Origin of the sequence: Actinoallomurus purpureus, assembly GCF_024055795.1 — a bacterium.
GTDB lineage: Bacteria > Actinomycetota > Actinomycetes > Streptosporangiales > Streptosporangiaceae > Actinoallomurus > Actinoallomurus purpureus.
On the sequence record NZ_JAMXMY010000007.1, the window covers coordinates 225,840 to 251,531 of the forward strand.

At 68.9% G+C, this 25,692-nt stretch carries 23 protein-coding genes and 1 pseudogene; 12 read left to right on the forward strand and 12 right to left on the reverse strand.

All coding sequences use genetic code 11. The features are described from left to right. Positions 1-93: 93 nt before the first annotated feature. The 6 genes from NE236_RS15720 to ftsH all read left to right on the forward strand — a co-directional run bounded on the left by NE236_RS15720 (position 94) and on the right by ftsH (position 5,294). On the forward strand, positions 94-480 hold the full coding sequence (locus NE236_RS15720; protein WP_252842706.1) for a TOBE domain-containing protein: 387 nt from the start codon (positions 94-96) through the stop codon (positions 478-480). Then, positions 480-605, forward strand: a complete 126-nt coding sequence (locus tag NE236_RS43565) for a hypothetical protein (RefSeq protein WP_289850428.1) — start codon at positions 480-482, stop codon at positions 603-605. The genes NE236_RS15720 and NE236_RS43565 overlap by 1 nt, the downstream gene beginning before the upstream one ends. Continuing rightward, on the forward strand, positions 602-1,378 hold the full coding sequence (gene modB / locus NE236_RS15725; protein ID WP_252842707.1) for a molybdate ABC transporter permease subunit: 777 nt from the start codon (positions 602-604) through the stop codon (positions 1,376-1,378). The genes NE236_RS43565 and modB overlap by 4 nt, the downstream gene beginning before the upstream one ends. Next, on the forward strand, positions 1,366-2,409 hold the full coding sequence (locus NE236_RS15730; protein WP_372494351.1) for an ABC transporter ATP-binding protein: 1,044 nt from the start codon (positions 1,366-1,368) through the stop codon (positions 2,407-2,409). The genes modB and NE236_RS15730 overlap by 13 nt, the downstream gene beginning before the upstream one ends. A gap of 76 nt (positions 2,410-2,485) precedes the next feature. Further along, on the forward strand, positions 2,486-3,232 hold the full coding sequence (modA, locus tag NE236_RS15735) for a molybdate ABC transporter substrate-binding protein (protein WP_252842709.1): 747 nt from the start codon (positions 2,486-2,488) through the stop codon (positions 3,230-3,232). Positions 3,233-3,323: 91 nt separating this feature from the next. Further along, positions 3,324-5,294: an ATP-dependent zinc metalloprotease FtsH gene (gene ftsH / locus NE236_RS15740; RefSeq protein ID WP_252842710.1), complete on the forward strand. Its 1,971-nt coding sequence runs from the start codon at positions 3,324-3,326 to the stop codon at positions 5,292-5,294. Between the two features lie 5 nt (positions 5,295-5,299). Here ftsH and NE236_RS15745 read toward each other — a convergent pair whose 3' ends face one another. Then, complete coding sequence (locus NE236_RS15745; RefSeq protein ID WP_252842711.1) at positions 5,300-5,455, reverse strand: hypothetical protein; 156 nt, start codon at positions 5,453-5,455, stop codon at positions 5,300-5,302. 53 nt (positions 5,456-5,508) lie between these two features. Here NE236_RS15745 and NE236_RS15750 point away from each other — a divergent pair, with 53 nt between their 5' ends. Then, a complete protein-coding gene (locus NE236_RS15750; RefSeq protein WP_252842712.1) occupies positions 5,509-6,243 on the forward strand; it encodes a hypothetical protein in 735 nt (244 codons plus the stop codon). 103 nt (positions 6,244-6,346) lie between these two features. Here NE236_RS15750 and dapB read toward each other — a convergent pair whose 3' ends face one another. From dapB to NE236_RS15765, 3 genes are all read right to left on the reverse strand, one after another. After that, complete coding sequence (gene dapB / locus NE236_RS15755; protein WP_252842713.1) at positions 6,347-7,084, reverse strand: 4-hydroxy-tetrahydrodipicolinate reductase; 738 nt, start codon at positions 7,082-7,084, stop codon at positions 6,347-6,349. A 212-nt stretch (positions 7,085-7,296) separates the two neighbouring features. Beyond that, on the reverse strand, positions 7,297-8,490 hold the full coding sequence (locus NE236_RS15760) for an ROK family transcriptional regulator (RefSeq protein WP_252842714.1): 1,194 nt from the start codon (positions 8,488-8,490) through the stop codon (positions 7,297-7,299). Then, positions 8,487-9,683: an ROK family transcriptional regulator gene (locus tag NE236_RS15765; protein WP_252842715.1), complete on the reverse strand. Its 1,197-nt coding sequence runs from the start codon at positions 9,681-9,683 to the stop codon at positions 8,487-8,489. Before NE236_RS15765 ends, NE236_RS15760 begins: the two co-directional genes overlap by 4 nt. A gap of 327 nt (positions 9,684-10,010) precedes the next feature. On the opposite strand from NE236_RS15765, the gene NE236_RS15770 reads away from it, so the two are divergent. The 4 genes and pseudogenes from NE236_RS15770 (at position 10,011) to NE236_RS15780 (ending at position 15,011) form a co-directional block, all read left to right on the forward strand. Beyond that, positions 10,011-11,609, forward strand: a complete 1,599-nt coding sequence (locus NE236_RS15770; protein WP_252842716.1) for a carboxylesterase/lipase family protein — start codon at positions 10,011-10,013, stop codon at positions 11,607-11,609. 133 nt (positions 11,610-11,742) lie between these two features. Continuing rightward, on the forward strand, positions 11,743-14,244 hold the full coding sequence (locus tag NE236_RS15775) for a glycoside hydrolase family 3 C-terminal domain-containing protein (RefSeq protein ID WP_252842717.1): 2,502 nt from the start codon (positions 11,743-11,745) through the stop codon (positions 14,242-14,244). A gap of 78 nt (positions 14,245-14,322) precedes the next feature. Further along, positions 14,323-14,811, forward strand: a pseudogene (locus tag NE236_RS45055) (IclR family transcriptional regulator); the annotation flags it as partial. A 14-nt stretch (positions 14,812-14,825) separates the two neighbouring features. Continuing rightward, on the forward strand, positions 14,826-15,011 hold the full coding sequence (locus tag NE236_RS15780) for an IclR family transcriptional regulator C-terminal domain-containing protein (RefSeq protein WP_252842718.1): 186 nt from the start codon (positions 14,826-14,828) through the stop codon (positions 15,009-15,011). 189 nt (positions 15,012-15,200) lie between these two features. Here the strand turns inward: NE236_RS15780 and NE236_RS15785 are convergent, their stop codons facing one another. Then, positions 15,201-15,590: a hypothetical protein gene (locus NE236_RS15785; RefSeq protein ID WP_252842719.1), complete on the reverse strand. Its 390-nt coding sequence runs from the start codon at positions 15,588-15,590 to the stop codon at positions 15,201-15,203. A gap of 251 nt (positions 15,591-15,841) precedes the next feature. Then, the gene (locus NE236_RS15790; protein ID WP_252842720.1) at positions 15,842-16,252 is read right to left on the reverse strand and encodes a DUF7878 domain-containing protein; all 411 of its coding nucleotides are present in this window, start codon (positions 16,250-16,252) and stop codon (positions 15,842-15,844) included. A gap of 1,245 nt (positions 16,253-17,497) precedes the next feature. On the opposite strand from NE236_RS15790, the gene NE236_RS15795 reads away from it, so the two are divergent. Continuing rightward, the gene (locus NE236_RS15795) at positions 17,498-19,033 is read left to right on the forward strand and encodes an ISL3 family transposase (RefSeq protein WP_443612858.1); all 1,536 of its coding nucleotides are present in this window, start codon (positions 17,498-17,500) and stop codon (positions 19,031-19,033) included. 319 nt (positions 19,034-19,352) lie between these two features. On the opposite strand, the gene NE236_RS15800 is transcribed toward NE236_RS15795, so the two are convergent. The 6 genes from NE236_RS15800 to NE236_RS15825 all read right to left on the reverse strand — a co-directional run bounded on the left by NE236_RS15800 (position 19,353) and on the right by NE236_RS15825 (position 25,603). Then, entirely contained in the window at positions 19,353-19,553 is a 201-nt protein-coding gene (locus NE236_RS15800) for a hypothetical protein (RefSeq protein WP_252842721.1), read from the reverse strand. A 918-nt stretch (positions 19,554-20,471) separates the two neighbouring features. Then, complete coding sequence (locus tag NE236_RS15805) at positions 20,472-20,675, reverse strand: DUF397 domain-containing protein (RefSeq protein ID WP_252842722.1); 204 nt, start codon at positions 20,673-20,675, stop codon at positions 20,472-20,474. 6 nt (positions 20,676-20,681) lie between these two features. Continuing rightward, positions 20,682-21,539 carry a helix-turn-helix domain-containing protein gene (locus tag NE236_RS15810; RefSeq protein WP_252842723.1) on the reverse strand — a complete coding sequence of 286 codons (858 nt, stop codon included), beginning with the start codon at positions 21,537-21,539 and terminating at the stop codon, positions 20,682-20,684. Between the two features lie 113 nt (positions 21,540-21,652). Further along, a complete protein-coding gene (locus NE236_RS15815) occupies positions 21,653-21,898 on the reverse strand; it encodes a DUF397 domain-containing protein (RefSeq protein WP_252842724.1) in 246 nt (81 codons plus the stop codon). A 28-nt stretch (positions 21,899-21,926) separates the two neighbouring features. Further along, on the reverse strand, positions 21,927-23,255 hold the full coding sequence (locus NE236_RS15820; protein WP_252842725.1) for a M16 family metallopeptidase: 1,329 nt from the start codon (positions 23,253-23,255) through the stop codon (positions 21,927-21,929). Further along, a complete protein-coding gene (locus NE236_RS15825) occupies positions 23,252-25,603 on the reverse strand; it encodes a polyribonucleotide nucleotidyltransferase (RefSeq protein WP_252842726.1) in 2,352 nt (783 codons plus the stop codon). The genes NE236_RS15820 and NE236_RS15825 overlap by 4 nt, the downstream gene beginning before the upstream one ends. Positions 25,604-25,692 lie beyond the last annotated feature (89 nt).

Genomic DNA, 25,692 nt, shown 5'->3' on the forward strand with positions numbered 1-25,692 from the left:
CCGCGACTGCGAGGACGGACGGGGATCACCCCTCGCATCCGGCACCCGGAATCGGAGTTATATGCCGTTTTCGCGAGGGATAGACTGATCGTTGTGACGGCGTTCCGGATCAGTGAGGTCGCGTCCCTGCTCGGCGTCAGCGCCGATACGGTGCGCCGGTGGATCGACTCGGAGCGACTGTCGGCACACCGTGACGAGCAGGGCCACCGGATCGTCTCGGGCGCAGATCTGGCGGCATTCGTCCGCTCCCCCTCCGACGGCGGCGGCACGGTGCCCTCATCGGCCCGCAACCGGCTGCGCGGCATCGTCACCAACGTCGTACGCGACGGGGTGATGGCACAGGTCGAGATCCAGGCCGGGCCGTTCCGCGTCGTCTCCCTGATGAGCCGGGAGGCGGCCGACGAGCTCGGCCTGGAGCCCGGCGTGGTCGCCGTGGGGGTCGTGAAGTCCACCAACGTCGTCGTGGAGCTGCCCCAGTGATGAGACATCGCATCGCCGCGCTCACCAAGGCACCACAACCCGGCCTGGCCGGGGAGTTCGTCCAGTCGGTGCTGTCCCAGCAGGGCCAGGCCACGCTGCTGCAGGCGGGGTTCGAGCGACCGTGAACCGGCGGGCGCCCTGGGTGCTGGTGCTGCCGGCCCTCCTCGGGCTCGCCTTCCTGGTCCTTCCCCTCGCGGGTCTGCTGCTGCGCGCGCCGTGGTCGACGCTCGGCACCCGCCTCGCCCGTCCCGAGATCCTCGACGCCCTCCGGCTGTCGCTCATCAGCGCGACGCTCGCCACACTGCTCTGCCTGCTGATGGGAGTGCCGCTGGCCTGGGTGCTGGGGCGGGTCGACTTCCCCGGCCGGCGGCTGGTGCGCGCGCTCGTCACCGTCCCGCTGGTGCTTCCCCCCGTGGTCGGGGGCGTGGCCCTGCTGCTCGCCCTCGGGCGCAACGGGCTGGCCGGGCGCTGGCTGGACCGCTGGTTCGGCGTGACGCTGCCCTTCACGACCGCGGGCGTGGTGCTGGCCGAGGCGTTCGTGGCCCTGCCGTTCCTCGTGATCAGCGTGGAGGGCGCGGTGCGCGCCGCCGACCTGCGCTACGAGGACGCCGCGGCCACGCTGGGCGCCTCGCGCTGGACGACGTTCCGCCGCGTCACCCTGCCCCTGATCGCCCCCGGTGTGGGCGCGGGGGCCGTGCTGTGCTGGGCGCGGGCGCTCGGTGAGTTCGGCGCCACCATCACCTTCGCCGGCAACTTCCCCGGCCGGACCCAGACGATGCCGCTCGCGGTCTACCTCGCGCTGGAGAACGACCCGCAGGCCGCGATCGTGCTCAGCCTCGTGCTGCTGGCCGTCTCGGTGGTCGTGCTGGCCGGGCTGCGGGGGCGATGGGTTTCGTGATCGACGCTCGTCTGGTCGTACGGCGCGGGGACTTCACCCTCGACCTGGCGCTCACCGCCGCGCCGGGCGAGGTCGTCGCGCTGCTCGGCCCGAACGGCGCGGGCAAGACCACCGCGCTGCGCGCGCTCGCCGGCCTGACGCCGCTGTCGGAGGGGCACATCCGCGTCGACGGGGAGCCGTGGCACGACCGGCCCGCCGAGCGCAGGCCGGTCGGCGTGGTCTTCCAGGACTACCTCCTCTTTCCCCACCTGTCCGCCCTGGAGAACGTGGCGTTCGGTCCCCGCTGTCACGGCGTGCGCCGGCGCGAGGCGCGCCGGCTGGCGGCGGAGTGGCTGGACCGGGTCGGCCTCGCCGACCAGGCCGCCCGTAAGCCGCGCACGCTCTCGGGCGGGCAGGCGCAGCGGGTGGCGCTGGCCCGCGCGCTCGCCGTGGGGCCCCGGCTGCTGCTGCTCGACGAGCCGCTGTCCGCGCTGGACGCCCACACCCGCCCGGCCGTCCGTGCCCGGCTGCGCCGTCACCTCGCCGACTTCGACGGCGCGGCCGTCCTGGTCACGCACGACCCCCTCGACGCGATGGCCCTGGCCGACCGGCTCGTCGTGATCGAGAACGGCGGCGTCGTGCAGGAAGGGACTCCGGCGCACGTCGCCCGCCACCCGCGGACGGACTACGTCGCCCGGCTCGTCGGCCTGAACCTCTACCGGGGAACGGCCCACGGCCACTCCGTCACCCTGGCCGGGGACGCCGTCACCTTCAACGCGGCCGAGTCCCTGGACGGGGAGGTCTTCCTGGCGTTCCCCCCGTCGGCCGTCGCGCTGTTCCGTACGCGGCCCGACGGCAGCCCCCGCAATCTCTGGCACGCGACGGTCGCCGGTCTCGAACCCCACGCGGACCAGATCCGGGTCCATCTGGAGGATCCGGTGCACGCGGCCGCCGACGTCACGCCCGCCGCGCTCGCCGAGCTCCGCCTCGCCGAGGGCGACCGCGTCTGGGCGGCGGTCAAGGCCGCTGAGACACATGCATATCCGGCCTGACGGCGACACACGCATATCTGCGCTGACGGCGCGTTGTGCCCGGTAACAGCGGAAGCGCCGCCCTAAAGTAGCGCGCATGCCCCCCATGCCGCGCGTCGTCGTCCTCGCCGCGGTCGCCCTGGCCCTGGCCGGATGCGGCATCGCCTCCGGCGACGAACGGATCACGCTGAAGGTGCTGGCCGCCTCGTCGCTGACCGAGGCGTTCGAGGAACTGGGCACGGCGTACGGCGCGGCCGAGAAGAACACGACCGTGCGGTTCGAGTTCGCCGGGTCCCAGGAGCTCGCCATGGACGTCGACGAGCGGGAGCCCGCCGACGTGCTGGCCACCGCCGACCGGGCGACCATGGACACCGTGGCCGGGAAGGTCACCGGCCGCCGCGCCTTCGCCTACAACACCCTGACCATCGCCGTCGCCCCCGGCAACCCGAAGCACGTCCAGGGACTCGCCTCCCTCGCCGACCGCCGCCTGCGCGTGGTCCTGGGCGGGCCGATCGTGCCGGTGGGACGGTACGCCGCCCAGGTCCTGGCCAGGGCGGCCGTCACCGTACGGCCGAGGTCGGAGGAGTCCGACGCGCGCACCGTCCTCACCCGGGTCCGTACGGGCGAGGCCGACGCGGGGATCGTCTACGTGACCGACATGCGGTCGGCCGGGATCTCGGCGAGCAGCGTGCCGATCCCGGCGCAGCAGAACGTCACGGCGACCTACTTCGCCGCCGCGGTCCGCAGCGGCGCGCACGACCCGGCCGCGAAGGCGTTCGTCGCCTGGCTCGGCTCCCCCACCGCGAAGGCGATCCTGCGCAAGTACGGCTTCCCGACCCCGTGATCAGGGCGGGGTCTCCGGTGCACGGGGCGGCGACCACAGGGGTCGCATCTGCGAATAGCCTTGTGCCGAATCAGGCGTAAAGGAGCGTGAAGTGGCCGGAGAGTCATCGCGGCGCGATTCCCCCGCCCCGCCGCGGAAGGACCCGAAGACGCCGTGGCGCTCCGAGGGCGTCCCCGGCGGACGGCGCCCGCAGGTCCCGGGCGGCCCGGGGCGGATGCGGCCGCCGAACCGCCTGTGGATCTTCTGGCTGCTGCTCGCGCTGATCTTCGGGTCGAGCTACCTGTCGGCATTCCTGTCCGGGCAGAAGACCGAGATCACGGTCCCGTACACCGAGTTCACCAAGCAGGTGCAGGCCGGGAACGTCAAGGACATCTACACCAAGGGTTTCTCGATCCAGGGTGAGCTGAAGAGCTCCCAGCCGCAGCCCGACGGCAAGGGCAAGAAGTACCGCGACTTCCGGACCGAGCGGCCTTCCTTCGCCCAGGACCAGGTCTACGCCCAGATGGTGGCCAAGGGCGTGGTCATCCAGGCCAAGCCGATCAACGAGCCGCGTGGGCTGCTGTCCAGCCTCGTGGTGTCCCTGCTGCCCACCCTGCTCTTCGTCGGCCTGTGGGTGGCCGCGATGGTGTGGATCTCCCGGCGAGCCGGCGGCGGCGGTGTCCTGGGCAGCCTGAAACGGACGCCGAAGCCGGTCGGCGCCGACGCCAAGCGGGCGACCTTCGAGGACGTCGCGGGCATCGACGAGGTCGAGAACGAACTGACCGAGGTCGTCGACTTCCTCAAGCACCCGGACAAGTACCGCCGGCTCGGCGCGAAAATCCCCCGCGGGGTGCTGCTGACCGGCCCGCCCGGCACCGGCAAGACCCTGCTCGCACGCGCCGTCGCCGGTGAGGCGGACGTCCCCTTCTACTCCGCGGCGGCGTCGGAGTTCGTCGAGATGGTCGTCGGCGTGGGCGCCGCCCGTGTGCGGGACCTGTTCGAGGAGGCCCGCAAGACGGCACCGTCGATCATCTTCATCGACGAGATCGACACGATCGGCCGGGCGCGCGGTGGCACCAGCTTCGGCGGCAACGACGAGCGCGAGCAGACGCTCAACCAGATCCTCACCGAGATGGACGGGTTCAGCGGGTCGGAGGGCGTCGTGGTCATCGCCGCGACGAACCGGCCCGACGTGCTGGACGCCGCGCTGCTGCGCCCCGGCCGTTTCGACCGCCAGATCGCCGTCTCCCCGCCCGACCTCGGCGGCCGGGCGCAGATCCTGCGCGTGCACACCAAGGGGCTGCCGCTCGCCCCGGACGTCGACCTGACCGCGATCGCCAAGATGACGCCCGGCATGACAGGAGCCGACCTGGCCAACCTCGCCAACGAGGCGGCGCTGCTGGCGGTCAAGCGCGAGCGCGACACGATCGGGTTCAAGGAGTTCACCGCCGCGCTCGACAAGGTGCAGCTCGGCACCGCGCGCGGCATCGTGATCCCCGAGGACGAACGCCGGCGCACGGCGTACCACGAGTCCGGGCACGCGGTGCTGGGCATGCTGTTCCCCGGCGCCGACCCGGTCCGCAAGATCACCATCGTGCCGCACGGGCGGGCGATGGGCGTGACGGTCTCCACCCCGGATGGTGACCGGTACGCCTACGACCGCGACTACCTGCGCGGCCGGATCATCGGTGCGCTCGGCGGAATGGCCGCCGAGGACGTCGTCTTCGGCGTCGTCACGACGGGCGCGGAGAGCGACCTGGAGCAGGTCACCCGGATCGCCCGCGCGATGGTCGGCCGGTGGGGCATGTCGGAGAAGGTCGGGCGGCTCTCAGTGCTGCCGTCGGACGGCGCGGAGCCGGCCGGGCAGTACATCGCCCAGAGCACCCTCGACGCGGTCGACGAGGAGACCCGCCGGATCGTCGACGAGTGCTACGCCGAGGCCCTCCGGACGCTGCGCGAGAACCGCGACCGGCTCGACGCGCTGACCGACGTCCTGCTGGAGAAGGAGACGCTCGACGAGGTCGAGGCGTACGCCGCGGCCGGCATCGAGCGCGAGCCGCAGCCCAGTGAGGTCGTGGCGTAGGCGGGTCAGGACAGATACTGCCGCTGCGGGCCGTCGGGCCTCCACTCCAGGAGGACGGTGGTGGCGTCGTCGGCGAGCGGGCCGGTCCAGCGGTGAACGAGGCGTGTCCGCGCCTCGGCGTTCGCGTCCGACGGCGGGTCGAAGTGCACACGGATGCCCAACGGCGCGACAATGTTCGCCGCAGCGAACACTTCCCCCGTACGGAGTTCATCCTGTGGGCCTCGCCGACCTCGACAGCGTCGACCTCGTCACCGGTCCCCCCGGTGGCGACCAGGCTCTCTGGCTCGTGGCGGACGACTGGGCACCGGAGCGCGAGGCCCTCGACTACGTCCAGCTGATGATCAAGGTGGCGGGCGCGCTGGCGCACGCCGAGCGGATCAGCGGAGAGGGACGCCGCTCGACCGTTCTCGTGCACAGCACCGGCGAACCGCCGGTGAGCGTGCTGCAGTTCCTCTGGGACCGCGACATCGCGGCGACGATCGGCAGCCCCCTTCGCCCGCGCCCGGCGACCGGGCGGCCGGCCCGCCATCCCAACCTGCCCGACGGCTCACCGGACCTGGAGACCCTGCAGGGCGCGAACGCCGCCCGCCTCACCGCCGGGCACGGGCTCGACGGCTCGGTGGAGTCGCTCGTACTCCTCGACGACGCGCTGGAGGAGCGGCGGCGCCTCCACGGTCTGCGCCCGGATGACGAGGACGACACGTTCACCGACGGGGAGCTCCTCGTGCCGGCCGGCGCGTACGCGGGCGAGGTGCTGCGGCGGCACACCCGGGACGCCGCCTGGTGGTTCGGGCCGCCCGGACGCTCGGGCCCCCTGCACCTGCGGGCGGGGCTCGGCCACGGGACACGCGTCGACGTGCTGGGGCGCGTCCAGGCATACCTCCGGCGTGGCTCCACCGAGTCGGTGCACGACCTGATCTCGACGCTGCTCACCCGCCTGAACGCCTGAGCGCCGCACGGTCGTTCCGCCGCCGACGGCGTCGGGGAAGGACGACGGCCGCCGACCCCGCATGGGAAGCAGGGCGGGCGGCCGTCGTACGTCTTCGGGGGTCTCAGAGACCGAGCAGCGACTCGATCCCGATCGTGAGGCCGGACATCTCGGCGACGCGACGGACGGCGAGCAGCACGCCCGGGCTGAACGACTCGCGGCTCAGCGAGTCGTGCCGAATCGTCAGCGTCTCACCGTGCCCGCCGAGCAGCACCTCCTGGTGCGCGATCAGGCCCGCGAGGCGGACGGAGTGAACGTGGACGCCGTCCACGTCCGCACCGCGCGCCCCCTCCAGGCCGGTCGTGGTCGCGTCCGGAGAGGTGCCGACCCCGGCCTTCACCCGCGCGGCCGTGACCAGCTCGGCGGTACGGCGGGCGGTGCCGCTGGGCGCGTCCGCCTTGTTCGGGTGGTGCAGCTCGACGATCTCCACCGAGTCGAAGAACGGCGCGGCCTTCTGCGCGAAGTGCATCATCAGCACGGCGCCCACGGCGAAGTTGGGGGCGATCAGGACGTTCGTCCCCGGCCGCTCCGCCAGCCACCCGCGCACGGCGGCGAGCCGCTCCTCGTCGAACCCGGTCGTGCCCACCACGGCGTGCACGCCGTGCTCGACGCACCAGCGCAGGTTGTCCATGACGGCGTCGGGATGCGTGAAGTCGATGGCGACCTCGGCGGCCTCGAGGGGCTCCCGGGAGTCACCGGCGTCCACCGCCGCGACGAGCTCCAGGTCATCCGCCGCCTCGACCGCGCGGCACAGCTCGGCTCCGACACGCCCACGCGCGCCCAGCACCCCAACTTTGATCACAACGTCCTCCCGTCCGCTAGCCCAGCCGAGCCTATCGCCGAGCCCCGGACGTCGCGCTCCGTGGCTCGCCCCGGAGAGATCAACCACGCGTCAGCGCCGTGCGCACGGCGCTGACGGAGAAACCGCCCAAGACCGGCGTGGACACGGCCAAGCCGGCATGCACCCTCGTCGTGGGCGAGCGGGCCGAGGCCGGCGGCGAATCCTCTGCGCTCCTACACGCCGCCGGGTCCCCGGCGGCCCCGCTCCGGTGAGGCGGTGAAGTGGGCAAGGCCGCTGAGGTGGGCGCCCCGCGCGAGCGCGATCCCGCCCAGTGGCTCCGCTCGGATGCCGAGTGGCGAGGGGATCACCGGTAGGTCACCCACGGCGGGCAGCGCGGTGCGGCGTATCCCGTCCCGGATCCCGGCCAGCAGGGCGGGGTGCGGTGGCACGTCGGCCGTGCTGACCACGACGCGTTCGGGGTCGATCATGTTGGCCAGCGCGCCGAGTTGTTCGCCCAGCAGCCCTCCGACGCGGCCGAGCACACGCCCGGCGGCGATGTCTCCGGCGTCGCAGCGCCGGAACAGCTCGGTCAGGGCCAGCAGCCCGCCCTCGCCGCCGGTACTGTGCCGGGCGGCGATGTACAGCTCCATGGCCAGGCAACCGCGGGCCCCGCACACGCACGGGTGGCCCATCTCGTTGATCTGGACGTGGCCGATCTCGCCGGCATAGCCCGCGGCGCCCCGGTAGAGCCGCCCTCCAATGACCAAGGCCGAGCCGATACCGGGGGCCAGCTTCATGTACACCAGGTCGCGGCAGCCCTGCCCGGCGCCGTCGAGGATCTCCCCGACAGCGGCCAGGTTCGCGTCGTTCTCCGCCGTGATCCGGACGCCGGGCAGCCGGTCCCGCAGCCACTCCACCGGCCGGAAGCCGACCCAGTCCGGCAGGAGGCCACGGGTCTGCGGCTGGTTCCCGTCGCCGACGGGACAGGGCAGGCCCAGGGTGAGACTCGTGAGCGACTCCACGTCCGAGTCCAATGTCGCCAGGCATTCGTTTAGGAGCCGGTGGCCGCCGTCCAGCGCGCCCCTGGCGTTGAGAGCGACATCCAGCGTCTCCTCGCGCTCCGCGAACGCCTGGTCATCGGCGTTCGCGACCCGGACCCGGACGGAGTCACGCGAGAACGCGAGCGCGGCGAACATCCCCCCAGGCGGCCGCCTGCGCCAGCGCTGCGCGGGCCGTCCCCGGCCACCGGACGCGACGGCGGGCTCGCACAGCATGGCCCCCTCCGCCTGCAGCCGGTGGAGCATGTCGGCAAGCGTCGGCCGGCTCAGCCCGCTGATCCGGACGAGGTCCGCCATCGTCACGGCGGTGTCATACGGGATCAGCGCCAGCAGCCGCTCGTGGTGCCGGGACCTGCCCCCGGCGGTCATGCGCGCGCCTGCGACATCGGCCGGACGACCGGGACGGCGATCTCCGTCGCGCGTATGAGGGCGCCCAGGCTGCTCCCGCGTTCCCCCAGTTCACCGGCCACCAGGCGCATCCCGTCGCCCACCGCCGGATGGGTGCGCCGGTCCAGCGACTCGCGGAGTCCGGCGAGCACCGGCTCGGCGGCGTCGGCCAGCAACCCACCGAGCACGACCGCGGCCGGATTGAGGATGTTCGCGAGGTCGCCGACAACGATGCCGATGGCCCGGCCCGCGTCGGTGAGCGCACGCCGGACGATCGGATCGGCGTCGGCCAGGTCGATCAGCCGGGCTGGGCTGAGGGTGCCGAAGGACGGCCGGAGCACCTCCAGGATCGCGGCCGACGACGCCAGAGACTCCAGGCAGCGGTGGCCGCCGCACCGGCACGCCCGCCCCGCGCCGCCGGCAGCGCCCACCGGTATGTGCCCCAGTTCTCCGGCCAGGCCGTGGAAGCCGTGGTGCACGCGTCCGGCGAGGATCAGGGCGGCACCGATGCCGGACGAGACCTTGAGGTAAAGCAGATCCTGGAGGCCGCGGCCGGCGCCGAGCCGGGCCTCCGCCAGTGCCCCGAGGTTGGCGTCGTTGTCGATGACGACGGGCAGCCCGAGCCGGTCGCTGAGTTCGGCGGCTGGGCGGGAACCACCCCAGCCGGGCAGGATCGAGCTGGTCACCACGCTGTGGTCGGCGGCCAGGACCGGTGCCGGAAGGCCCATGCCGACCGCGACCGGTCCCCGGGAATCCGGCAGCGGCGCGAGCGCGGCGCGGATCTGCTCCTCGGCCGCTCGCAGCGCGGCGTCCTTGCTACCGGCGACGTCGAAGTCGATGGTGTGCTCGTTCAGCACCCGCAGGGACATGTCGGCGATGGCGACCGACAGATGGCTGTGCCCGAAGTCGACGGCCGCGACCAGCCCGGCCGCGGAGGTGAGCGACAGCCCGGCGACCGGACGGCCCGGCCGGCGCTTCCCGGGATCCGGGCCGGCGGTGCGCTCGGCCAGCAGCCCGGCCGACAACAGCTCCGCCACCGCCCCGGACACCGACGACCGGGACAGGCCCGTCCGCTCGATCAGTTCCGCCCGGGTGAGGAACACCTCCCCGCGCAGCTCGTTCAGGATCAGGCCCACGGCGGTCGGCCTCCGGTGCGCCTCGACTGAGTCGGTCATACGCAAAACCTTGGCATTCTCTCGAGAGTTACGTCCAGTATTTGACATTAATGATTTTCGTCAAGGATTGGACAAAATATGTCCTTATTTAATCTCATTGACCGGTCAGATGCTGGTACTTAGTCTCCTCTTGCAGATCGAACCGGAGTCCGGTGCCGAAGGCAACCACTCGTGATCGGGGGCCGATTATGTCGTCCCGCTGCGGAAAGGCGAGGTGGCGACACCTCGGTGTCCGCGGCCTGAGGGCGGCTTGAGAGGCAGGTACACATGATCCGCCGACGACCGCGTCAAAGATCGATTCGTTCCATCGTCATCGGGGCGGCCCTCGTGCTGCCGGCCCTGCTCGTCCCCCCGGCGCAGGCCGCGGCGTCCGGCGGCGGTGACGGGACCGTCGTCAGGACCGACAAGGGCCTCGTCCGGGGCAGCACTGTCCAGGGTGTCGACAAGTTCCTCGGCATCCCGTTCGCGGCGCCCCCGGTCGGGGACCGCCGCCTCGCCCCGCCCGCGCCCGCGCCGCGCTGGTCCGGCGTGCGCCAGGCCACCAGGTTCAGTCCGCCCTGTCCACAGCTCCCGAGCGGCAACGGACCGCGCTCGGAGGCCGAGGACTGCCTCTACGTCAACGTCTTCCGGCCCGCCGGCGCGCGCAGTGCGCACCGCCGGCTGCCGGTGCTGTTCTACATCTACGGCGGCGGCCTGCAGAACGGCGGCGCCCAGCAGTACGACGGGGCCAAGATCGCCGCCGACAACGACGTCGTCGTGGTCACCGCCAACTACCGGCTGAACGTCTTCGGCCTGCTCACACTGCCGGGGCTCAGCGGGAACTACGCGCTGCTCGACCAGCAGGCCGCGCTGCGCTGGACGCGGACGAACGTCGCGGCGTTCGGCGGCGACCCCGGCGCGGTGACCGTCGGCGGCGAGTCCGCGGGCGGGATGTCGGTGTGCGCGCACCTGGCCGCGCCGGGCTCGGCGGGACTCTTCAAGCGCGCGATCATACAGAGCGGCTCCTGCCCGTCGGAGCCACGGGAGCAGGCCGAGTCGCAGGGCACCGCGTTCGCACGCTCGGTCGGCTGCGCCGACCCGGCCACCGCACTGGCGTGCCTCCGCGCCAAGCCCGTCGCGGAGCTCCTGGACGCGAGCACACGCATCCAGACCTCCCTGGTGCACGGCGGTGATCCTCTGCCGACCGCGCCCGCGGACGCGGTGAGCACCGGTCACTTCGCCCGGGTGCCGGTGGTCATCGGCGCCAACCACGACGAGGGCCGGACCTTCGCCCTCGGTTTCCTCGGGTACACGCCGGAGCAGTACGAGGCCTGGGTCAGGTCGGTGTACGGGGACAAGGCGTCCGAGGTGCTCAAGCGCTACCCCGTCAGCGCCTACACCGGCCCGTACGCTCCCGCCTACGCCATCGCGGCGATCATGACCGACGCCGGCCTGGTCGCCGGCATCGGGGGATGCCCGGCGCTGAGTCTCGCCCAGCAGATCGCCCGCCACACCCGCACCTACCAGTACCAGTTCGACGACCGGAAGTTCCCGGGGCTCACCCCCGGCAAGCCGGAGGGGTACGAGTGGGGCGCGCCGCACGCGGGTGAGCTGCCCTACCTGTTCCCGAGCTTCGACAACGGCACCCCGATCACGCCGTACTTCACCGCCGCCCAGCGCCGGCTCGCCGACGACATGAGTCACTACTGGGGTTCGTTCACGCGCGGCGGCACTCCCAACTCGCCGCTCCACCGCCTGGCGTACTGGCCGGACCTCAGGGCGAAAGCCGTGCTCTCGCTGCGGCCCGGAGGGCAGAGCACCCGCATCTCCTTCGGCGAGTACCGCGCGGAGCACAACTGCGACTTCTGGGACGGCCTGTCGGCTCCCGGCGCCTCGGCCCGCGCGACCGGCCTGATGACCGCCCGCGGCATCGGAACGCCGAGCTGATCAACCCCGTGCAGGGGACGTGGCGGGTTCCGAGGCTCTCGGGCCCGCCACAGCACCCCCCGCTGAATCCACCGTCATCCGGGCTTGCGCGCGCGATGACGGCTCCCCGCCCGGGGCAAGAGAAAGGATCTCCATGAGACGACCCGTCTTCCGGCGACGATCGGGCCGAGCGCTCCGCGTCACCGCCCTCACCGCGCTGACGGCGCTGCTCGGCTCGGCCACGGCCGGCCCGGCCATCGCCGACCCCGCGGCAGGGCGGTCGGCATGGTCGGCGAAGGTACGGTCGCTGGTCAGCGCCATGACGCTGGACGAGAAGCTCACGTTCGTCAGCGGCACCAGCGACCCCAAGTCGCTGGGCGAAGCCGGATACATCCCCGGCGTGAAGCGCCTGGGCATCCCCGAACTGCGGCTGACCGACGGCCCGGCCGGTGTGCGGGTGACCGCCCACGCCACGGCGATGCCGGCGCCGGTCGCGCTGGCGTCGTCGTTCGATGAGGGGCTCGCCCGCGCGTACGGACGGGTGATCGGACGGGACGGACGCGCGCTGGGCCAGGACGTCCTGCTCGCCCCCATGGTCAACACCATCCGGGTGCCGTACGCGGGCCGGAACTTCGAGACGTTCAGCGAGGACCCCCTCGTCTCGTCCCGGACCGTCGCCGCCGAGGTCGGCGGGATCCAGTCCCAGGGGCTGATCGCCACCGTCAAGCACTACGCCGAGAACAACCAGGAAACCGACCGCGGCGTGTTCGGCCCGGCGGTGAACGTCAACGTCGACGAGCAGACGCTGCACGAGATCGAGCTGCCGGGCTTCAACGCCGCCATCGAGGCGGGCGCCGGCGCGGTCATGTGCTCGTACAACAAGGTCAACGGCTCCTACGCCTGTGAGAACGAGCAGCTCCTGAAGTCGATCCTGAAGGAGCAGTGGGGATTTCGCGGCTGGGTGATGTCGGACTGGGGCGCCACCCACTCCCCTGAGGCGATCGCCAAGGGCCTGGACCAGGAGATGCCGGGCGACGCGTACGGTCCGATCTTCACGGCGTACTTCAAGGAGCCTCTGCGTACCGCGCTGCAGAAGGGCGAGATCCCGACGTCCGCTCTCGACCAGGCCGTGGCCCGGATCCTCGGCCAGATGGAGCGCTTCGGGCTGCTCAAGAAGCAGTCGCGGCCGTCCCGCGACGCGGCGGGCGGCGCGCGGGTGGCGCAGACCGTCGCCGAGTCCGGCGCGGTCCTGCTGCGCAACCAGCACGGCGCGCTGCCCCTCACGGGCGGTGCGGCGAAGAGCATCGCGGTCGTCGGCCCGACGGCCCGGACACCGCTCATCGGCGGTGGCGGCAGCGCCCGGGTGATCCCGGAGTCCGCGAAGGCTCCCCTCGACGCCATCAAGGCACGGGCCGGAAGCGGCGCGCGGGTCGACTACTCGGTCGGTGAGAACCTCGACGGGGTGCTGGTCCCCGCGTCGGCGCTGTCGCCCGCGACGCCGATCGACCGCACCGGCGGCGACAAGGTGCCCGCCGGCCAGTCGTTCTCGTACTCCGGGACCCTGACGGTGCCGGAGACCGGCGACTACCGGCTGGATCTGCAGACGTCCGGGGGCAGCGGCACGGTGACCGTCGACGGCAAGGACGTCGTCACCGCGGGCGGGTTCTTCAGCGGCAGCCTCATCCCGACCACCGACGGCCTGACCAACGCGCCAGTCACGCTGAAGCTCACCGCCGGTAAGCACACCCTCGCCGTGAAGACGACCGCGCCGGCCGACGCGGCGCAGAGCGTGCGGCTCGCCTGGTCCACGCCGCAGACCGTGAAGGCCGACATCGCGGCGGCGGCCGCGGCCGCGAAGAAGGCCACGACCGCGGTGGTCTTCGCCTACGACGAGGGCACCGAGGGCTCCGACCGGTCGTCGTTGTCGCTGCCCGGGAACCAGAACGCGCTCATCGCCGCGGTGGCGAAGGCGAACCCGCGTACGGTCGTGGTCCTCAACACCGGCTCGTCGGTAAGCATGCCGTGGCTGGACGGCACCGCCGCCGTCCTCGACATGTACTACCCGGGTCAGGAAGGCTCCGAGGCCACCGCCCGGCTGCTGTTCGGGGACGTCGATCCGTCCGGAAAGCTCACCCAAACGTTCCCAACCTCCGAAGCCCGCACGCCGGTCGCCGGGGACCCGAGGCGCTTCCCCGGGGTGAACCTGCAGGAGGACTACTCCGAGGGCATCTATGTCGGCTACCGCTGGTACGACAAGGAGCAGGTCCGGCCGCTGTTCCCCTTCGGCCACGGCCTGTCCTACACGACCTTCTCCTATCACGGGCTTTCGGTGCGGCCAGGCCGGAACGGGCTGGAGGCGACGTTCACCGTCACGAACACGGGGCGGCGCGCGGGACAGGAGGTGGCACAGCTCTACGTCGGTGCCGCCCCCGGCGTGTCCGAGCCTCAGGCGGTGCGGTCACTCGCCGGCTTCCAGAAGATTGCACTGCGGCCCGGTGAGTCACGCCGCGTACGGATCGACGTGAGCGAACGCCAACTCAGCTACTGGAACAGCACGAGCCACCGCTGGACCGTGGGCACGGGCCGGCGCGCCCTCTCCGTCGGCTCCTCCTCGGCCGACCTGCGCCTGAACACCAGCGTCTACATCAAGCGCTGACGGTCCGCCGCGTACGGCGGCGGTCTGCCCACACCGGGCAGGCCGCCGCCTGGATCGTTGGCGCCGAGGCCTTGAGCCCTGTCAAAGACGTCCCTCAGGCCGCGCAGTGCGGCCCCGCTCGCCCTCTCGGACGTCAGCCGGCGGACCGGGATACCGCTGACCACCACCCATCGGCTGGTCCGCGAACTGGTGTCCTGGGGCGCGCTCGAACGCAGCCACAACGGCCGTTACCAGATCGGGCTGCACCTTTGGGCCGTCGCGGCGATGGCCCCGCGGAGGCTGGAGCTGAGGGAGGTGGCGATGCCGTTTCTGGAGGACCTGTCCGGTACCACCGGGCAGCTGGTCCTACTGACGGTGCTGGACGGCATGGACGTGGTGCTCGTGGAGCGGATCCGCGCGGGAGCCCCCAAGCGCGCGACCGGCGGACGGAGCCCGGCGCACGCCACCGGCGACGGTCTGGTGCTCCTGGCATACGCGGCGGTGGCCGTCCAGGAACACTATCTGGCTCGCCATAACTCGGCCATCAACCTGCGCCGGGCGCTCGCCGAGGTGCGCCGGACGGGCGTCGCCATGAGCGACCGGTGGCTCGATCCGAGAACACGGTGTCGGTGGCCGCGCCCGTACGGGACGCGACGGGCGAGGTCATGGCCGCCGTGTCGGTCGTGCTGGGGGACTCCGGCTTAAGACCGGGCACGCTCGCGCCCGTGGTGGTGGCCACCGGCCAGACCATCTCCCGCGCGTTGTTCCGGCAGCAGGAACGCGCGTGAGCCGACGCGATGAAAGACTTCGAATCTTAAGGTAAACAGACCACTAAGTCATCCGAGTTACATGGTCCTCCTGACGAGGCATCGGCGGGCACGGGGACAATAGACCAGGACCGGCGTACATCGGTGCAACCATCCGTTCCACGGCTTGGCCGGATCACCCCAGACACTTACTTGACTAATTCAGTATACCTATAGCCACCCGATATCGAATTTGCACTCCCCTTCAGCTGCTTGGCCGCACTCCCGTAGACGTGCAATCCACCGTCGAGCCAATTCCACCGACACCCGTCCACATATTTCGGGCGTAGAAACTTCGAACAAGAACTTCAGGACTATATCTTCAAACCCTTTTTCTATGCCAATCCCATCAAGGCCATGAATCAATTCGGCCCATTCCGAGATTTCGTCAGCCGAAACATGGCCTGCGACGAATTTCTCAAGAACCGCTATAGCGTTCTTGCGACCAAATGCCACAACCTCCTCGCCGCCGGACGCCTTGGAATCACGCACGGCGCAAGCCAAGTCCGCGATATTCCCATTTAGATCGGTCAGGGCTTGATATTCGCGAGGCTCATACATGACCTCTAATTATCCTCCCTATTTCTGTTGATATGTACGACACTTCCATCTGGAGCGACCGTAGTCTTATTAGCAAAGAGTGCATTACCATCGACATCCACCCTCTTTCGATAGATGGCGTAAGGCCCAGGCACCCGCCTCGAGCTCCTACAGCTAAGATCAACACTTCCGTCGAGAAGACTGGAGATTACTGGAACCTCCACAGATGCTAGCTTCCCTACGAAAGTCCTCGGGCTCTTACGCCCCTAGCATTAATGCACTATGAATCCCGGATCAATCCCAAGCTTACTCACATCACGTCGTACCGCCGCAATGAACTCATCTATGCAGACAACAAGCTCACTCCAGGGAATTGGAGAGCTTTGCACGCCGGTTACAAACATAGACTCTGCCATCCAGCCGATGGAGGTTTGAATAAACTTAACAGCGCCTGGACACTCGAACGATAGGGACGAGAAATGAAAGTCGGGCTTTCTATCTCCATTATTTGAGAGCCAGAAGGCAAGTTCGCGCGCCAGTTCTGCCACCGGAAAGGATCGCTCTGAATAGATCACCTCAGAGCCGTCGATTATTTGGAAGTCGGCTTCAATATGCACCAGAAGATCTGCAAGCGTCCTCCCCTTCAGGTCTCGCTCATTGAGATCTTGATAGAGCATCTTCATGGCATCATGTTACCCTGAATCGAAATGCATTGATCACCCGCCCGTCGTCAGCCACAATTATTCCTATCTTCCCTCAAAAGATGATAGATGCTTATCCTTGACGAAGATACTTGCCGGATCATCAGCCGCCCGTGAAGCCGCTTCAGATGCCTCCCTAGCCTAGCCCACTGGATTTATCTCCCTTCTTCCACCAAGGATCTTCGCTCGGCTTTTCGCCCTCGCGTCCACCGTCGAATACGAAAACTCCCGCGCCTAAAGCGAATGCACCAGCGAGGGCATTCCATGAGGCGCCTTTGGCGCAGGCGGCACCGTGAGCCGAAGCTTTGATGCATCCAGGATTTCTAAACTCAACCTCGTTTGCTCATACGGTCGCATACCATAGATCGTTCACAGAGAAACCCTCCGGATCGAGCAATCTGAACCTATCCGGACTACCGAACACGTCACACAAAACTGAGAGGGAACATGATAGTTGGATATCGTCAAATTCATCGATAACGACAACAACTAGCTTCTCATCACCCCCCTTAAAATCAATCTGACCGCCGCTTTGAATAAAAGCAAATGGCAGAGAAGTCAAGACAAGGCCAATAACCTGATTGCCATGAATTATGCGCAACCAGCCTTCTCCCGCACCCTCATCCCAATCAATCTCAGCCGAAGCCCTGCGCGCGAGGTTGCCAGCAACCTCGCGCGCAGACCCGGGGGACCAAGTAGCAGCGGCCGACGCGGCGCGCCGAAGACTCTCATTAATATTTATCACGGTGGGTTACCTGGCGATCCATGAACGAAGCCCGTTCGAGTACGATATACGTTAATCCAGCTTGTCGGAGTCCCGTCTCCAAGAGATCCAACCACACCGTTCGAGACGGGCACTTTTGCCTTGTTATTCACCCATAGACCATGCTCATCTGCGTAGGCAGCCCCATCGAGCGTGGCCTTCCCCGAGTTTACGTGAAAACCAAACTGACTCTTGCCCGGCGTGCCGTTTAGATGAGGATCCATCCCGGTCGAATCAAGCGTGTATCTGCCGTTGGTGAGCTGACCATGCCTGTTGACCGTGATGTCCGGAGCCTCGAAGGGATGACCGGTTTTCCACCAAGGCTCTTCGCCTGGCTTTTCGACCTGGCGGCCGCCATCGAATCCAAAGGCTCCCGCGCCTGCAGCGAATGCAGGGACTGTACGGTTTTCGGCTCTGTCGCTCTTTCGGTGGTAACGGAGCGTCTCGTCCTGTCACGCTGAGGCGTGCTTGGGATCAACCAGCTTGTCGATGTGGTGTTTTCGGGTCTGTCGGGCCTGATCATCGATGATGTGACGGACGACGGTGAGCTCATCCGGGTGCGGGCCCGCAGCCGGGAGATGCCCGTGCCGTGCCCGGGATGCGGGGTCGGGACGGCCCATGTTCATGCGTGGTGCGAACGGACCGTGGCCGATGTCCCGGTCGACGGGCGGCAGGTGGTGGTGAACGTGCGGTTGCGTCGGCTGGTCTGCCGGGACTGGCGGTGCCCCCGGCGGACGTTCCGGGAACAGGTCGCTGGGGTGCTGGAGCGTCACCAAAGACGGACAGTTCGCCTGGCGGCCCAGGTCGGGGCGGTGGTGCGGGAGTTAGCGGGCCGGGCCAGTGCCCGCGTGTTCTCCGCGCTGGGAGTGCGGATCTGTCGTCATACCGCGCTGCGGGCCCTGCTGCGGATCCCGCTGCCGATGGTGGCGACGCCGCGGGTGCTGGGCGTGGATGACTTCTCGCTGCGACGCTCTCAGACCTATGCCACGATCTTGATCGACGCCGAGACCCGCCGGCGGGTCGATGTCCTGCCCGACCGTAGGTCCGACACCCTTGCAGCGTGGCTGCGTGAGAATCCGGGCGTTCAGATCGTCTGCCGTGACGGCGCCGCCGGCTACGCCGAAGCCGTGCACCAAGCCTTGCCCGATGCCCTCCAGGTCGGCGACCGGTGGCACATCTGGCACAACTTCGCCCAGGCCGTCGGTAAGGAAGTGGCTGTTCACAGCGGCTGCTGGGCCACCGCCTCCCGGGTCCGCAAACTCGACGGCGGAAAGACCACCACCCTGCAGCGGTGGCACCAGGTCCACGACCTGCTCGATGCGGGCGTCGGCCTTCTGGAGTGCGCCCGGCGGCTGAACCTCGCCCTGAACACCGTCAAACGCTACGCGCGAATCGCCGAGCCCGAACAGATGCGGCGGGCGCCCCAGTACCGTCCTACCCTTGTCGATCCCTACCGCGAGTACCTGCGTAAACGCCGGGCTGAGGACCCCGCGGTCCCCGTCCTTCAGCTTCTGCGCGAGATCAGGGAACGCGGCTACACCGGCAGCCAGAACCTCCTTTACCGCTACATCACCCAAGGCCGCGTCGAGGACGATCGCCCCGCCCTCTCACCCCGCAGGCTTTCGCGGCTGCTGCTCACCCGCCCGGACACCCTCAGGCCCGACCAGCAGGAACTCCTCCACAAGACCACCCGAGCCTGCCCGGAGATAAGCCAACTCGCCGCACTGGTCCGCGCCTTCGCCCAACTCCTCACCCCGGCCGACGAAAACGGGGACCGGCTGGAGGAATGGATCCACTCCGCAGAAGAGGCGAACCTGCCGCACGTCCACTCCTTCGTCCGCGGTCTGCGACTCGATCAGGACGCCGTCCGCGCCGCCCTGACCAGCGAATACCACAACGGCGGCACCGAGGGCGTCAACACCAAAACGAAGCTGATCAAGAGGCAGATGTATGGCCGGGCGGGCTTCCGTCTCCTGCGCCACCGCATCCTTCTTCAATAGCCTCACCCTCCGCTACCACCGAAAGAGCGACAGAGCCGAAAGAGCGACAGAGCCGTTAGCTGGACAGACCCGGTCTAGGCACTGAAGTGCAGTGATCATCTACGCTTAAACGATCACCGACACTGCACGCCTGAGGCCGACATTGGCCAAGCAGTCCAGACGCCGTGCCTTTGCAATCGCCCCGCTGAGGGCCCCCGGTGGACCGACCGTCTCCCACGTGGGCCGGCATGGAGGTTCGCTCGCAATGAGAGACTTATCTGCGAGCAGGACCGACTTCACCACCAGTGAGGACTGTAGGCATCGGGCGCAGCCACGCTGGTCATGGGCGGGGTTCGAGCGCGGCGTATTCGCGGTCTTCGTTGATACGGAGGATCTCCTCGACGGCGTCGACGAGGTCGAAGTACGGGACCTGCGCTGCCTCCGCGGATCCGTCCGTCCAGGTGAAACCCTCGTCACGGCACCAGACGGTCAGGTGCCGGAGGGACAGCACGGACTGGCCGTGCAGGTCGTTGTGGTACATGCCGCCCACGCCACGGGCGGTCAAGTGGTCGCGAAGAGCGCGTACGGAGTCGGAAGGGCTGAGACGGATGGCCGGGGGCCTGGCGGCGAGCGCCGTGCTGGCCGCCCGACAGCGCCCTGACGGTGTCGAGGCCTCGTCGGCCCGACCACCACTGCGACGGAAGGCCGTCGATGACAGCGGCCGGTGATTCGGGCAGCGGGTTGTCCGGCAGGTCGCGCAGCAATTGGTCGATGACCGCGGGCGGCAGCGATTCCTGTAGCGGTTTGTCGGGCAACCCGGCCAGAGGGTTCGCCGGGATCGCTGCGGTCACGGCATCAAGGTCGGGGCGAGGATCGAAGACCGTGATGACCAGTTCGCCAGAGGTCTCCGGCCCGCGCCGATAGATCGCGAGTTCGGACCGCCCAGCGGCTGGTGCGTCCCGGTCGTCAAGCTCGACGCCCCGCAGGCCATGGAGCCAGGCGTTGGTAGCGAGCTCACTCGCCATGAGGAGACCGTCGTCAAGCCGGTCGGGTACCAGGTCGGCCAGCGTCGCACGGACGATCGCACGCGCGGCCTCGGCGCATGCGCGCGTATGGGGAAGCGGCCATACGGGGCAGCCGCCTGTGATGATCGATGCGGAGGCGTTCGTCATCGGCTTCCCTGCCAGGGTCGTAGTCATCGCACCGCATGCGCGGGATCGGGTCGGAAACCATGCTTCATATTCACTCTCATCGAGTGATGTATCTGTGAATCACAGAGTAGGAAGCACAGTGATGAGCCGCCAGCGCTATCAGCAAAGAAGTTACGTTGACCACGCCAAAGCGTCGAGACTGCCCCGATAAGTCAATATTTGAGCACTACAAAGACCTTAAGACATGGAGAAAAAAGATCCCCCGGGAAGGCAGCCCGGAGGATCTTCGTAATACGTTGCGCGGACGACTACATGTCGTGGGTGCCGGCACGGACGTCGTCCAGCAGGGCGCGCAAAGCCGCACTGGTGGTCACATGAGTGCCGGCGCTGGGCCGGGTGCTGTCCCGCATGGCGGCAAACCCCGAGGGCAGGTTGGTCGCCAACTCCACACACGCTCCGTTGCTTCCGGTACTGGCGCTCGCCTTGCGCCAAGTGGCCTGAGACAGGTCCATCACTCGCTACTCCAAGGTCTCTATGAGAGCACTCAGGAAGGCGCTACTCTCCGCATTTGAGGCGGCAGTAGCACGGATGCGTTCAAAGAGGTCCAAATAGGACTTCGCCTCACTGAGGTCGACTTCCTTCGCCGACGTATCGGTCTCCAGATAGACCATGGGCGGCTCGTCGGGATAGGGGAAGGTGAAGGCGTTGATCAAGCTGTTCATCCCTGGATGGAAGCCATCCTGGAATCTCAGGATTCGGATCTCGACGTTGGTACGCTGACCGGCCTTGATCAGCTGCTGGATTTGATCGCGGCGCTCATCCGCGCTGCCCCAGTCGTAGCGCAGAGACGCCTCGGTGATGACCGCGATCAACTTGGGTGCGTTCTCGTCACGATCGAGAATCGCCTGACGGCGCTGCCGTCCGCGCAGCGCACGCTCGCACCATTCGGCGTTCCGGGTTCCGACTTCCATCTGCGCTCGGATGTACGCCTCAGTCTGCAGCAATCCGGGCAGAATCAGCGGCATGCAGGTGCGGATCTCGGAGGCGTCGCTCTCGAAGCCGGGGAACTCGCTGTCCTCGAAGACGTCCTGGTAGTAGGAGTCGCGCCACCATGCGCGGGGCTTCGCGCGAATCGCGAGTTCTTCTACCTCGCGCCGGGTCGCCTCGTCGGCCTCATAGACCCGGAGGAGATCGCGGATGTCGCTCATCTCCGGCCGCTTCCACACGTTCGCCTCGAAGCGGCCGACCTTGCCGCGTCCCCACGTCAACGTGTCACAGATGTGGTTTGCGGTATGCCCGGTACGCAGGCGCAGGTCGGTCAAGATGCGCGAGAGCCGCCGCTTGGCGATCGTCGCCCCGTAGGCGTCACCCTCCACCAATCCTCCCTTGGCGTGGCGGGCCACCCAGCATATCGCGCAGGGAAACTTGTGATTCACACGATAATGCGCAAGCCGTGAAGACAGCGGTCAGGTGCGCACTACCAGGACCATCACACCAGATCGTCGAACTCGCCTCGGCGTGCGCCGTCCAAGAAGCACTCCCATTCGTGCTCGCTGTAGACCTGGACGTCGGGCTTTCCGGAAATGCGGACGAGTATCCAGGTCGCCTCATCCCTCCGGATGATGGCGACCTGGAACATGCCCTCACCGTGGCCGGACGTCCGCCAGGCTAGATGGTCCAGGCGGACGCCCAGCAGCTCGCTGATCTCCTCGGCCGTCGGTTTGGCCGTCGTCATGGCTTCCCCGAACCTCGGCGGTCGGTGGTCAGAGCGTGAAGTCGCGGCCCTCGAACGGTCCGATGACGGTCAGGGTCATCGGGCGGCCCAGGATGTCGCGGCCGACCGCACGGACGTCGTCCAGCGTGACGGCCTCGATGCGGGCCAGGATGTCGTCGACCGAGAGCAGGCTGTCGTAGACCAGCTCGCTCTTGCCGATGCGGCTCATCCGCGACCCGGTGTCCTCCAGGCCCAGCACGAACGATCCCCGCAGCTGGCCCTTGCCGCGCTCGAGCTCCTCCTCGGTGATGCCGTGCTCGGCCACACTGGCGACCTCCTCGCGGCAGATCTCGAGGACCTCGTCGACCTTGGCCGGCAGGCACCCGGCATACACCCCGAAGATGCCGGTGTCGGCGTACTGGGAGTTGTAGCTGTACACCGAGTAGGCCAGGCCGCGCTTCTCGCGGATCTCCTGGAACAGACGGGAGGACATCCCGCCGCCGAGCGCGGCGTTCAGCACGCCGAGGGCGAAGCGCCGCTCGTCGGTGCGGGTGATCCCGACGGTGCCGAGGATCAGGTTGGCCTGCTCGGTGGGGCGGACGATCGACCGCACACCCGAGCTCGGCACCGCGCCGGGCCCGCCGATCCGCGGCGTGCTGGGCAGCTGCCCGCGATCGCCGAGCACGCCCTCGAACGCCGCCTGGACGTGGCGCACGACCTCGTCGTGGTCGACGTTGCCGGCGGCCGAGACGACGAGGTTCTGCGGGATGTAGCGGTCCCGGTAGTACCGCGCGATGCGGTCCCGGCCGATCCCGCTGATCGACTCGACCGTCCCGAGGATCGGCCGGCCCAGCGGAGTGTCGCCGAACAGCGCCTCGGAGAACTCGTCGTGCACCGCGTCGGTGGGGTCGTCGTCGTGCATGGCGATCTCTTCGAGGATCACCCCGCGCTCGGCGTCGACGTCCTGCGGCTCGATGAGGGAGTTCGTCACCATGTCGGAGACGACGTCGATGGCCAGCGGCATCTCGGAGTCCAGCACCCGCGCGTAGTAGCAGGTGTACTCCTTGGCGGTGAAGGCGTTCATCTCGCCGCCCGCCGCGTCCATCAGCGAGGAGATCTCCAGCGCGGTGCGCTTGCGCGTGCCCTTGAACAGCAGGTGCTCGAGATAGTGGCTCGCGCCGGTGTCCTCGATCGACTCGTCGCGCGAGCCGACCCCGGCCCAGATGCCGAAGGCCACCGAACGCACGGTCGGCACGGTCTCGGTGACGACGCGCAGCCCGCCCGGCAGGACGGTCCGCCGGACCACCCCGGCGCCGTCGGCGCCGGGGTGTACGACGAAGGTGGAGCCGGGCTCCTGCTCTCTGGCGAGAACCGTCATGAGTTGCGGTCGCTGTCGCCCCGGCCGCCGCCGCCACTGCTTCGGGTACGTCGCCGGCGGGGGCGCTCACCCCCATCGCGGCTCTCGCGGCGCTCCGGACGCTCGGTCTCGGCGCCGTCCTCCGCGGGGGCCGCCGCGTCGTCGCCGCCGGAGCCGTTGGCCTCGGCGGCCGCCGCCTCCTGCTCGACGACCTCGACCGGCACCAGCGACAGCTTGCCGCGGGAGTCGATCTCGCTGACCTCGACCTGGATCTTCTCGCCGACCTTGATGACGTCGTCGATGTTCTCGATCCGCGCGCCGCCGTGCAGCTTGCGGATCTGTGAGACGTGCAGCAGGCCGTCCTTGCCGGGCAGCAGCGACACGAAGGCGCCGAACGTGGTGGTCTTCACCACCGTGCCGAGGTAGCGCTCGCCGACCTCCGGCATGTGCGGGTTGGCGATCGAGTTGATCGCCTGCCGCGCGGCCTCGGCGGACGGGCCGTCGGTGGCGCCGACGTAGATCGTGCCGTCGTCCTCGATCGTGATCTCGGCGCCGGTGTCGTCCTGGATCGAGTTGATCATCTTGCCCTTGGGGCCGATGACCTCGCCGATCTTGTCGACCGGGACCTTGATCGTGATGATCCGCGGCGCGTTCGGGCTCATCTCGCCGGGGGCCTCGATGGCCTCCTGCATGACGTCGAGGATCGCCAGCCGCGCGCCCTTGGCCTGCCTGAGCGCCCCGGCCAGGACCGAGGCCGGGATTCCGTCCAGCTTCGTGTCGAGCTGCAGAGCCGTGATCAGGTCACGGGTGCCGGCGACCTTGAAGTCCATGTCGCCGAAGGCGTCCTCGGCGCCGAGGATGTCCGTCAGCGTGACGTACTCGTCGCCCTCGTTGATCAGGCCCATCGCGATACCGGCGACCATCTGCTTGAGTGGCACGCCCGCCGACAGCAGCGACATCGTGCTGGCGCAGACGGAGCCCATCGAGGTGGAGCCGTTGGAGCCGAGCGCCTCCGACACCTGCCGGATGGCGTACGGGAACTCCTCACGCGTCGGCAGCACCGGGAGCAGCGCACGCTCGGCGAGAGCGCCGTGCCCGATCTCGCGCCGCTTCGGCGAGCCGACGCGGCCGGTCTCACCGGTGGAGTACGGCGGGAAGTTGTAGTTGTGCATGTAGCGCTTGGTGCGGTCGGGATTGAGCGTGTCGATCATCTGTTCCATGCGGAGCATGTTCAGCGTCGTCACGCCCATGATCTGGGTCTCACCGCGCTCGAACAGCGCCGAGCCGTGCACGCGGGGAACGACGCCGACCTCGGCGGTCAGCTGGCGGATGTCCTTCACGCCACGGCCGTCGATGCGGACCTTCTCCGCGATGACCCGCTCACGCACGAGCTTCTTGGTCAGCGCGCGGAACGCGGCGCTGATCTCCTTCTCGCGCTCGACGAAGTCCGGGCCGACCTTCTCGGCGGCCAGCGCCTTGACACGGTCCAGCTCGGTCTCGCGCTCCTGCTTGCCCGCGATCGTGAGCGCCTGCGCCAGCTCCGTGCGGACGGCGGCCTCGACGGCGGCGTACACGTCGTCCTGGTAGTCCAGGAAGATCGGGTAGTCGGCCGTCTCCTTGGACGACTGCTCGGCGAGGCGGCTCTGCGCCTGGCAGAGCACCTTGATGAACGGCTTGGCGGCCTCGAGGCCCTCCGCGACCGTCTCCTCGGTCGGCGCGACCGCGCCCTCGGCGACGAGGTTCAGCGTGCCCGTCGTCGACTCCGCCTCGACCATCATGATCGCGACGTCGCCGTCCTCGAGCACCCGGCCGGCCACGACCATGTCGAACGTCGCGCGCTCGAGCTCGGGGTGGGTCGGGAACGCCACCCACTGGCCCTCGATCAGCGCGACACGCACGCCGCCGATCGGGCCGGAGAACGGCAGGCCCGCGATCTGCGTGGACATCGACGCGGCGTTGATCGCGACGACGTCGTACAGGTGGTCCGGGTGCAGGGCGAGGATCGTCTCGACGATCTGGATCTCGTTGCGCAGGCCCTTCTTGAACGAGGGGCGCAGCGGCCGGTCGATCAGCCGGCAGGTGAGGATGGCGTCCTCGCTCGGCCGGCCCTCGCGGCGGAAGAACGAGCCGGGGATGCGCCCGGCGGCGTACATCCGCTCCTCGACGTCGACCGTGAGCGGGAAGAAGTCGAGGTTCTCCTTCGGCTTCTTCGACGCGGTGGTCGCGGACAGGACCATCGTCTCGTCGTCCAGGTAGACGACGGCGGAACCGGCCGCCTGGCGGGCGAGCCGTCCGGTCTCGAACCGGATCGTGCGTTGGCCGAATGAGCCGTTGTCAATGACGGCTTCGGCGATCTTCACACCATCCACGATGTGAAACCTCCTTGGTTGGGTCGACCCCGCATCCGGACCCGGAGGTGCAGCGCTCTGGTAAGAGGTGCCGGTCTTCGATCGAAGCC

What these genes read in the sequence shown, in the direction of transcription:
- NE236_RS15800 (WP_252842721.1), bottom strand. Translation starts at nt 19,553, where the DNA reads ATGTACCACAACGACCTGCACGGCCAGTCCGTGCTGTCCCTCCGGCAC.
- NE236_RS43565 (WP_289850428.1), top strand. Translation starts at nt 480, where the DNA reads ATGAGACATCGCATCGCCGCGCTCACCAAGGCACCACAACCCGGCCTG.
- modA (WP_252842709.1), top strand. Translation starts at nt 2,486, where the DNA reads ATGCCCCCCATGCCGCGCGTCGTCGTCCTCGCCGCGGTCGCCCTGGCC.
- NE236_RS15775 (WP_252842717.1), top strand. Translation starts at nt 11,743, where the DNA reads ATGAGACGACCCGTCTTCCGGCGACGATCGGGCCGAGCGCTCCGCGTC.
- NE236_RS15820 (WP_252842725.1), bottom strand. Translation starts at nt 23,255, where the DNA reads ATGACGGTTCTCGCCAGAGAGCAGGAGCCCGGCTCCACCTTCGTCGTA.
- NE236_RS15765 (WP_252842715.1), bottom strand. Translation starts at nt 9,683, where the DNA reads ATGACCGACTCAGTCGAGGCGCACCGGAGGCCGACCGCCGTGGGCCTG.
- NE236_RS15805 (WP_252842722.1), bottom strand. Translation starts at nt 20,675, where the DNA reads ATGGACCTGTCTCAGGCCACTTGGCGCAAGGCGAGCGCCAGTACCGGA.
- NE236_RS15730 (WP_372494351.1), top strand. Translation starts at nt 1,366, where the DNA reads ATGGGTTTCGTGATCGACGCTCGTCTGGTCGTACGGCGCGGGGACTTC.
- NE236_RS15785 (WP_252842719.1), bottom strand. Translation starts at nt 15,590, where the DNA reads ATGTATGAGCCTCGCGAATATCAAGCCCTGACCGATCTAAATGGGAAT.
- NE236_RS15815 (WP_252842724.1), bottom strand. Translation starts at nt 21,898, where the DNA reads ATGACGACGGCCAAACCGACGGCCGAGGAGATCAGCGAGCTGCTGGGC.
- NE236_RS15790 (WP_252842720.1), bottom strand. Translation starts at nt 16,252, where the DNA reads ATGAAGATGCTCTATCAAGATCTCAATGAGCGAGACCTGAAGGGGAGG.
- NE236_RS15760 (WP_252842714.1), bottom strand. Translation starts at nt 8,490, where the DNA reads ATGACCGCCGGGGGCAGGTCCCGGCACCACGAGCGGCTGCTGGCGCTG.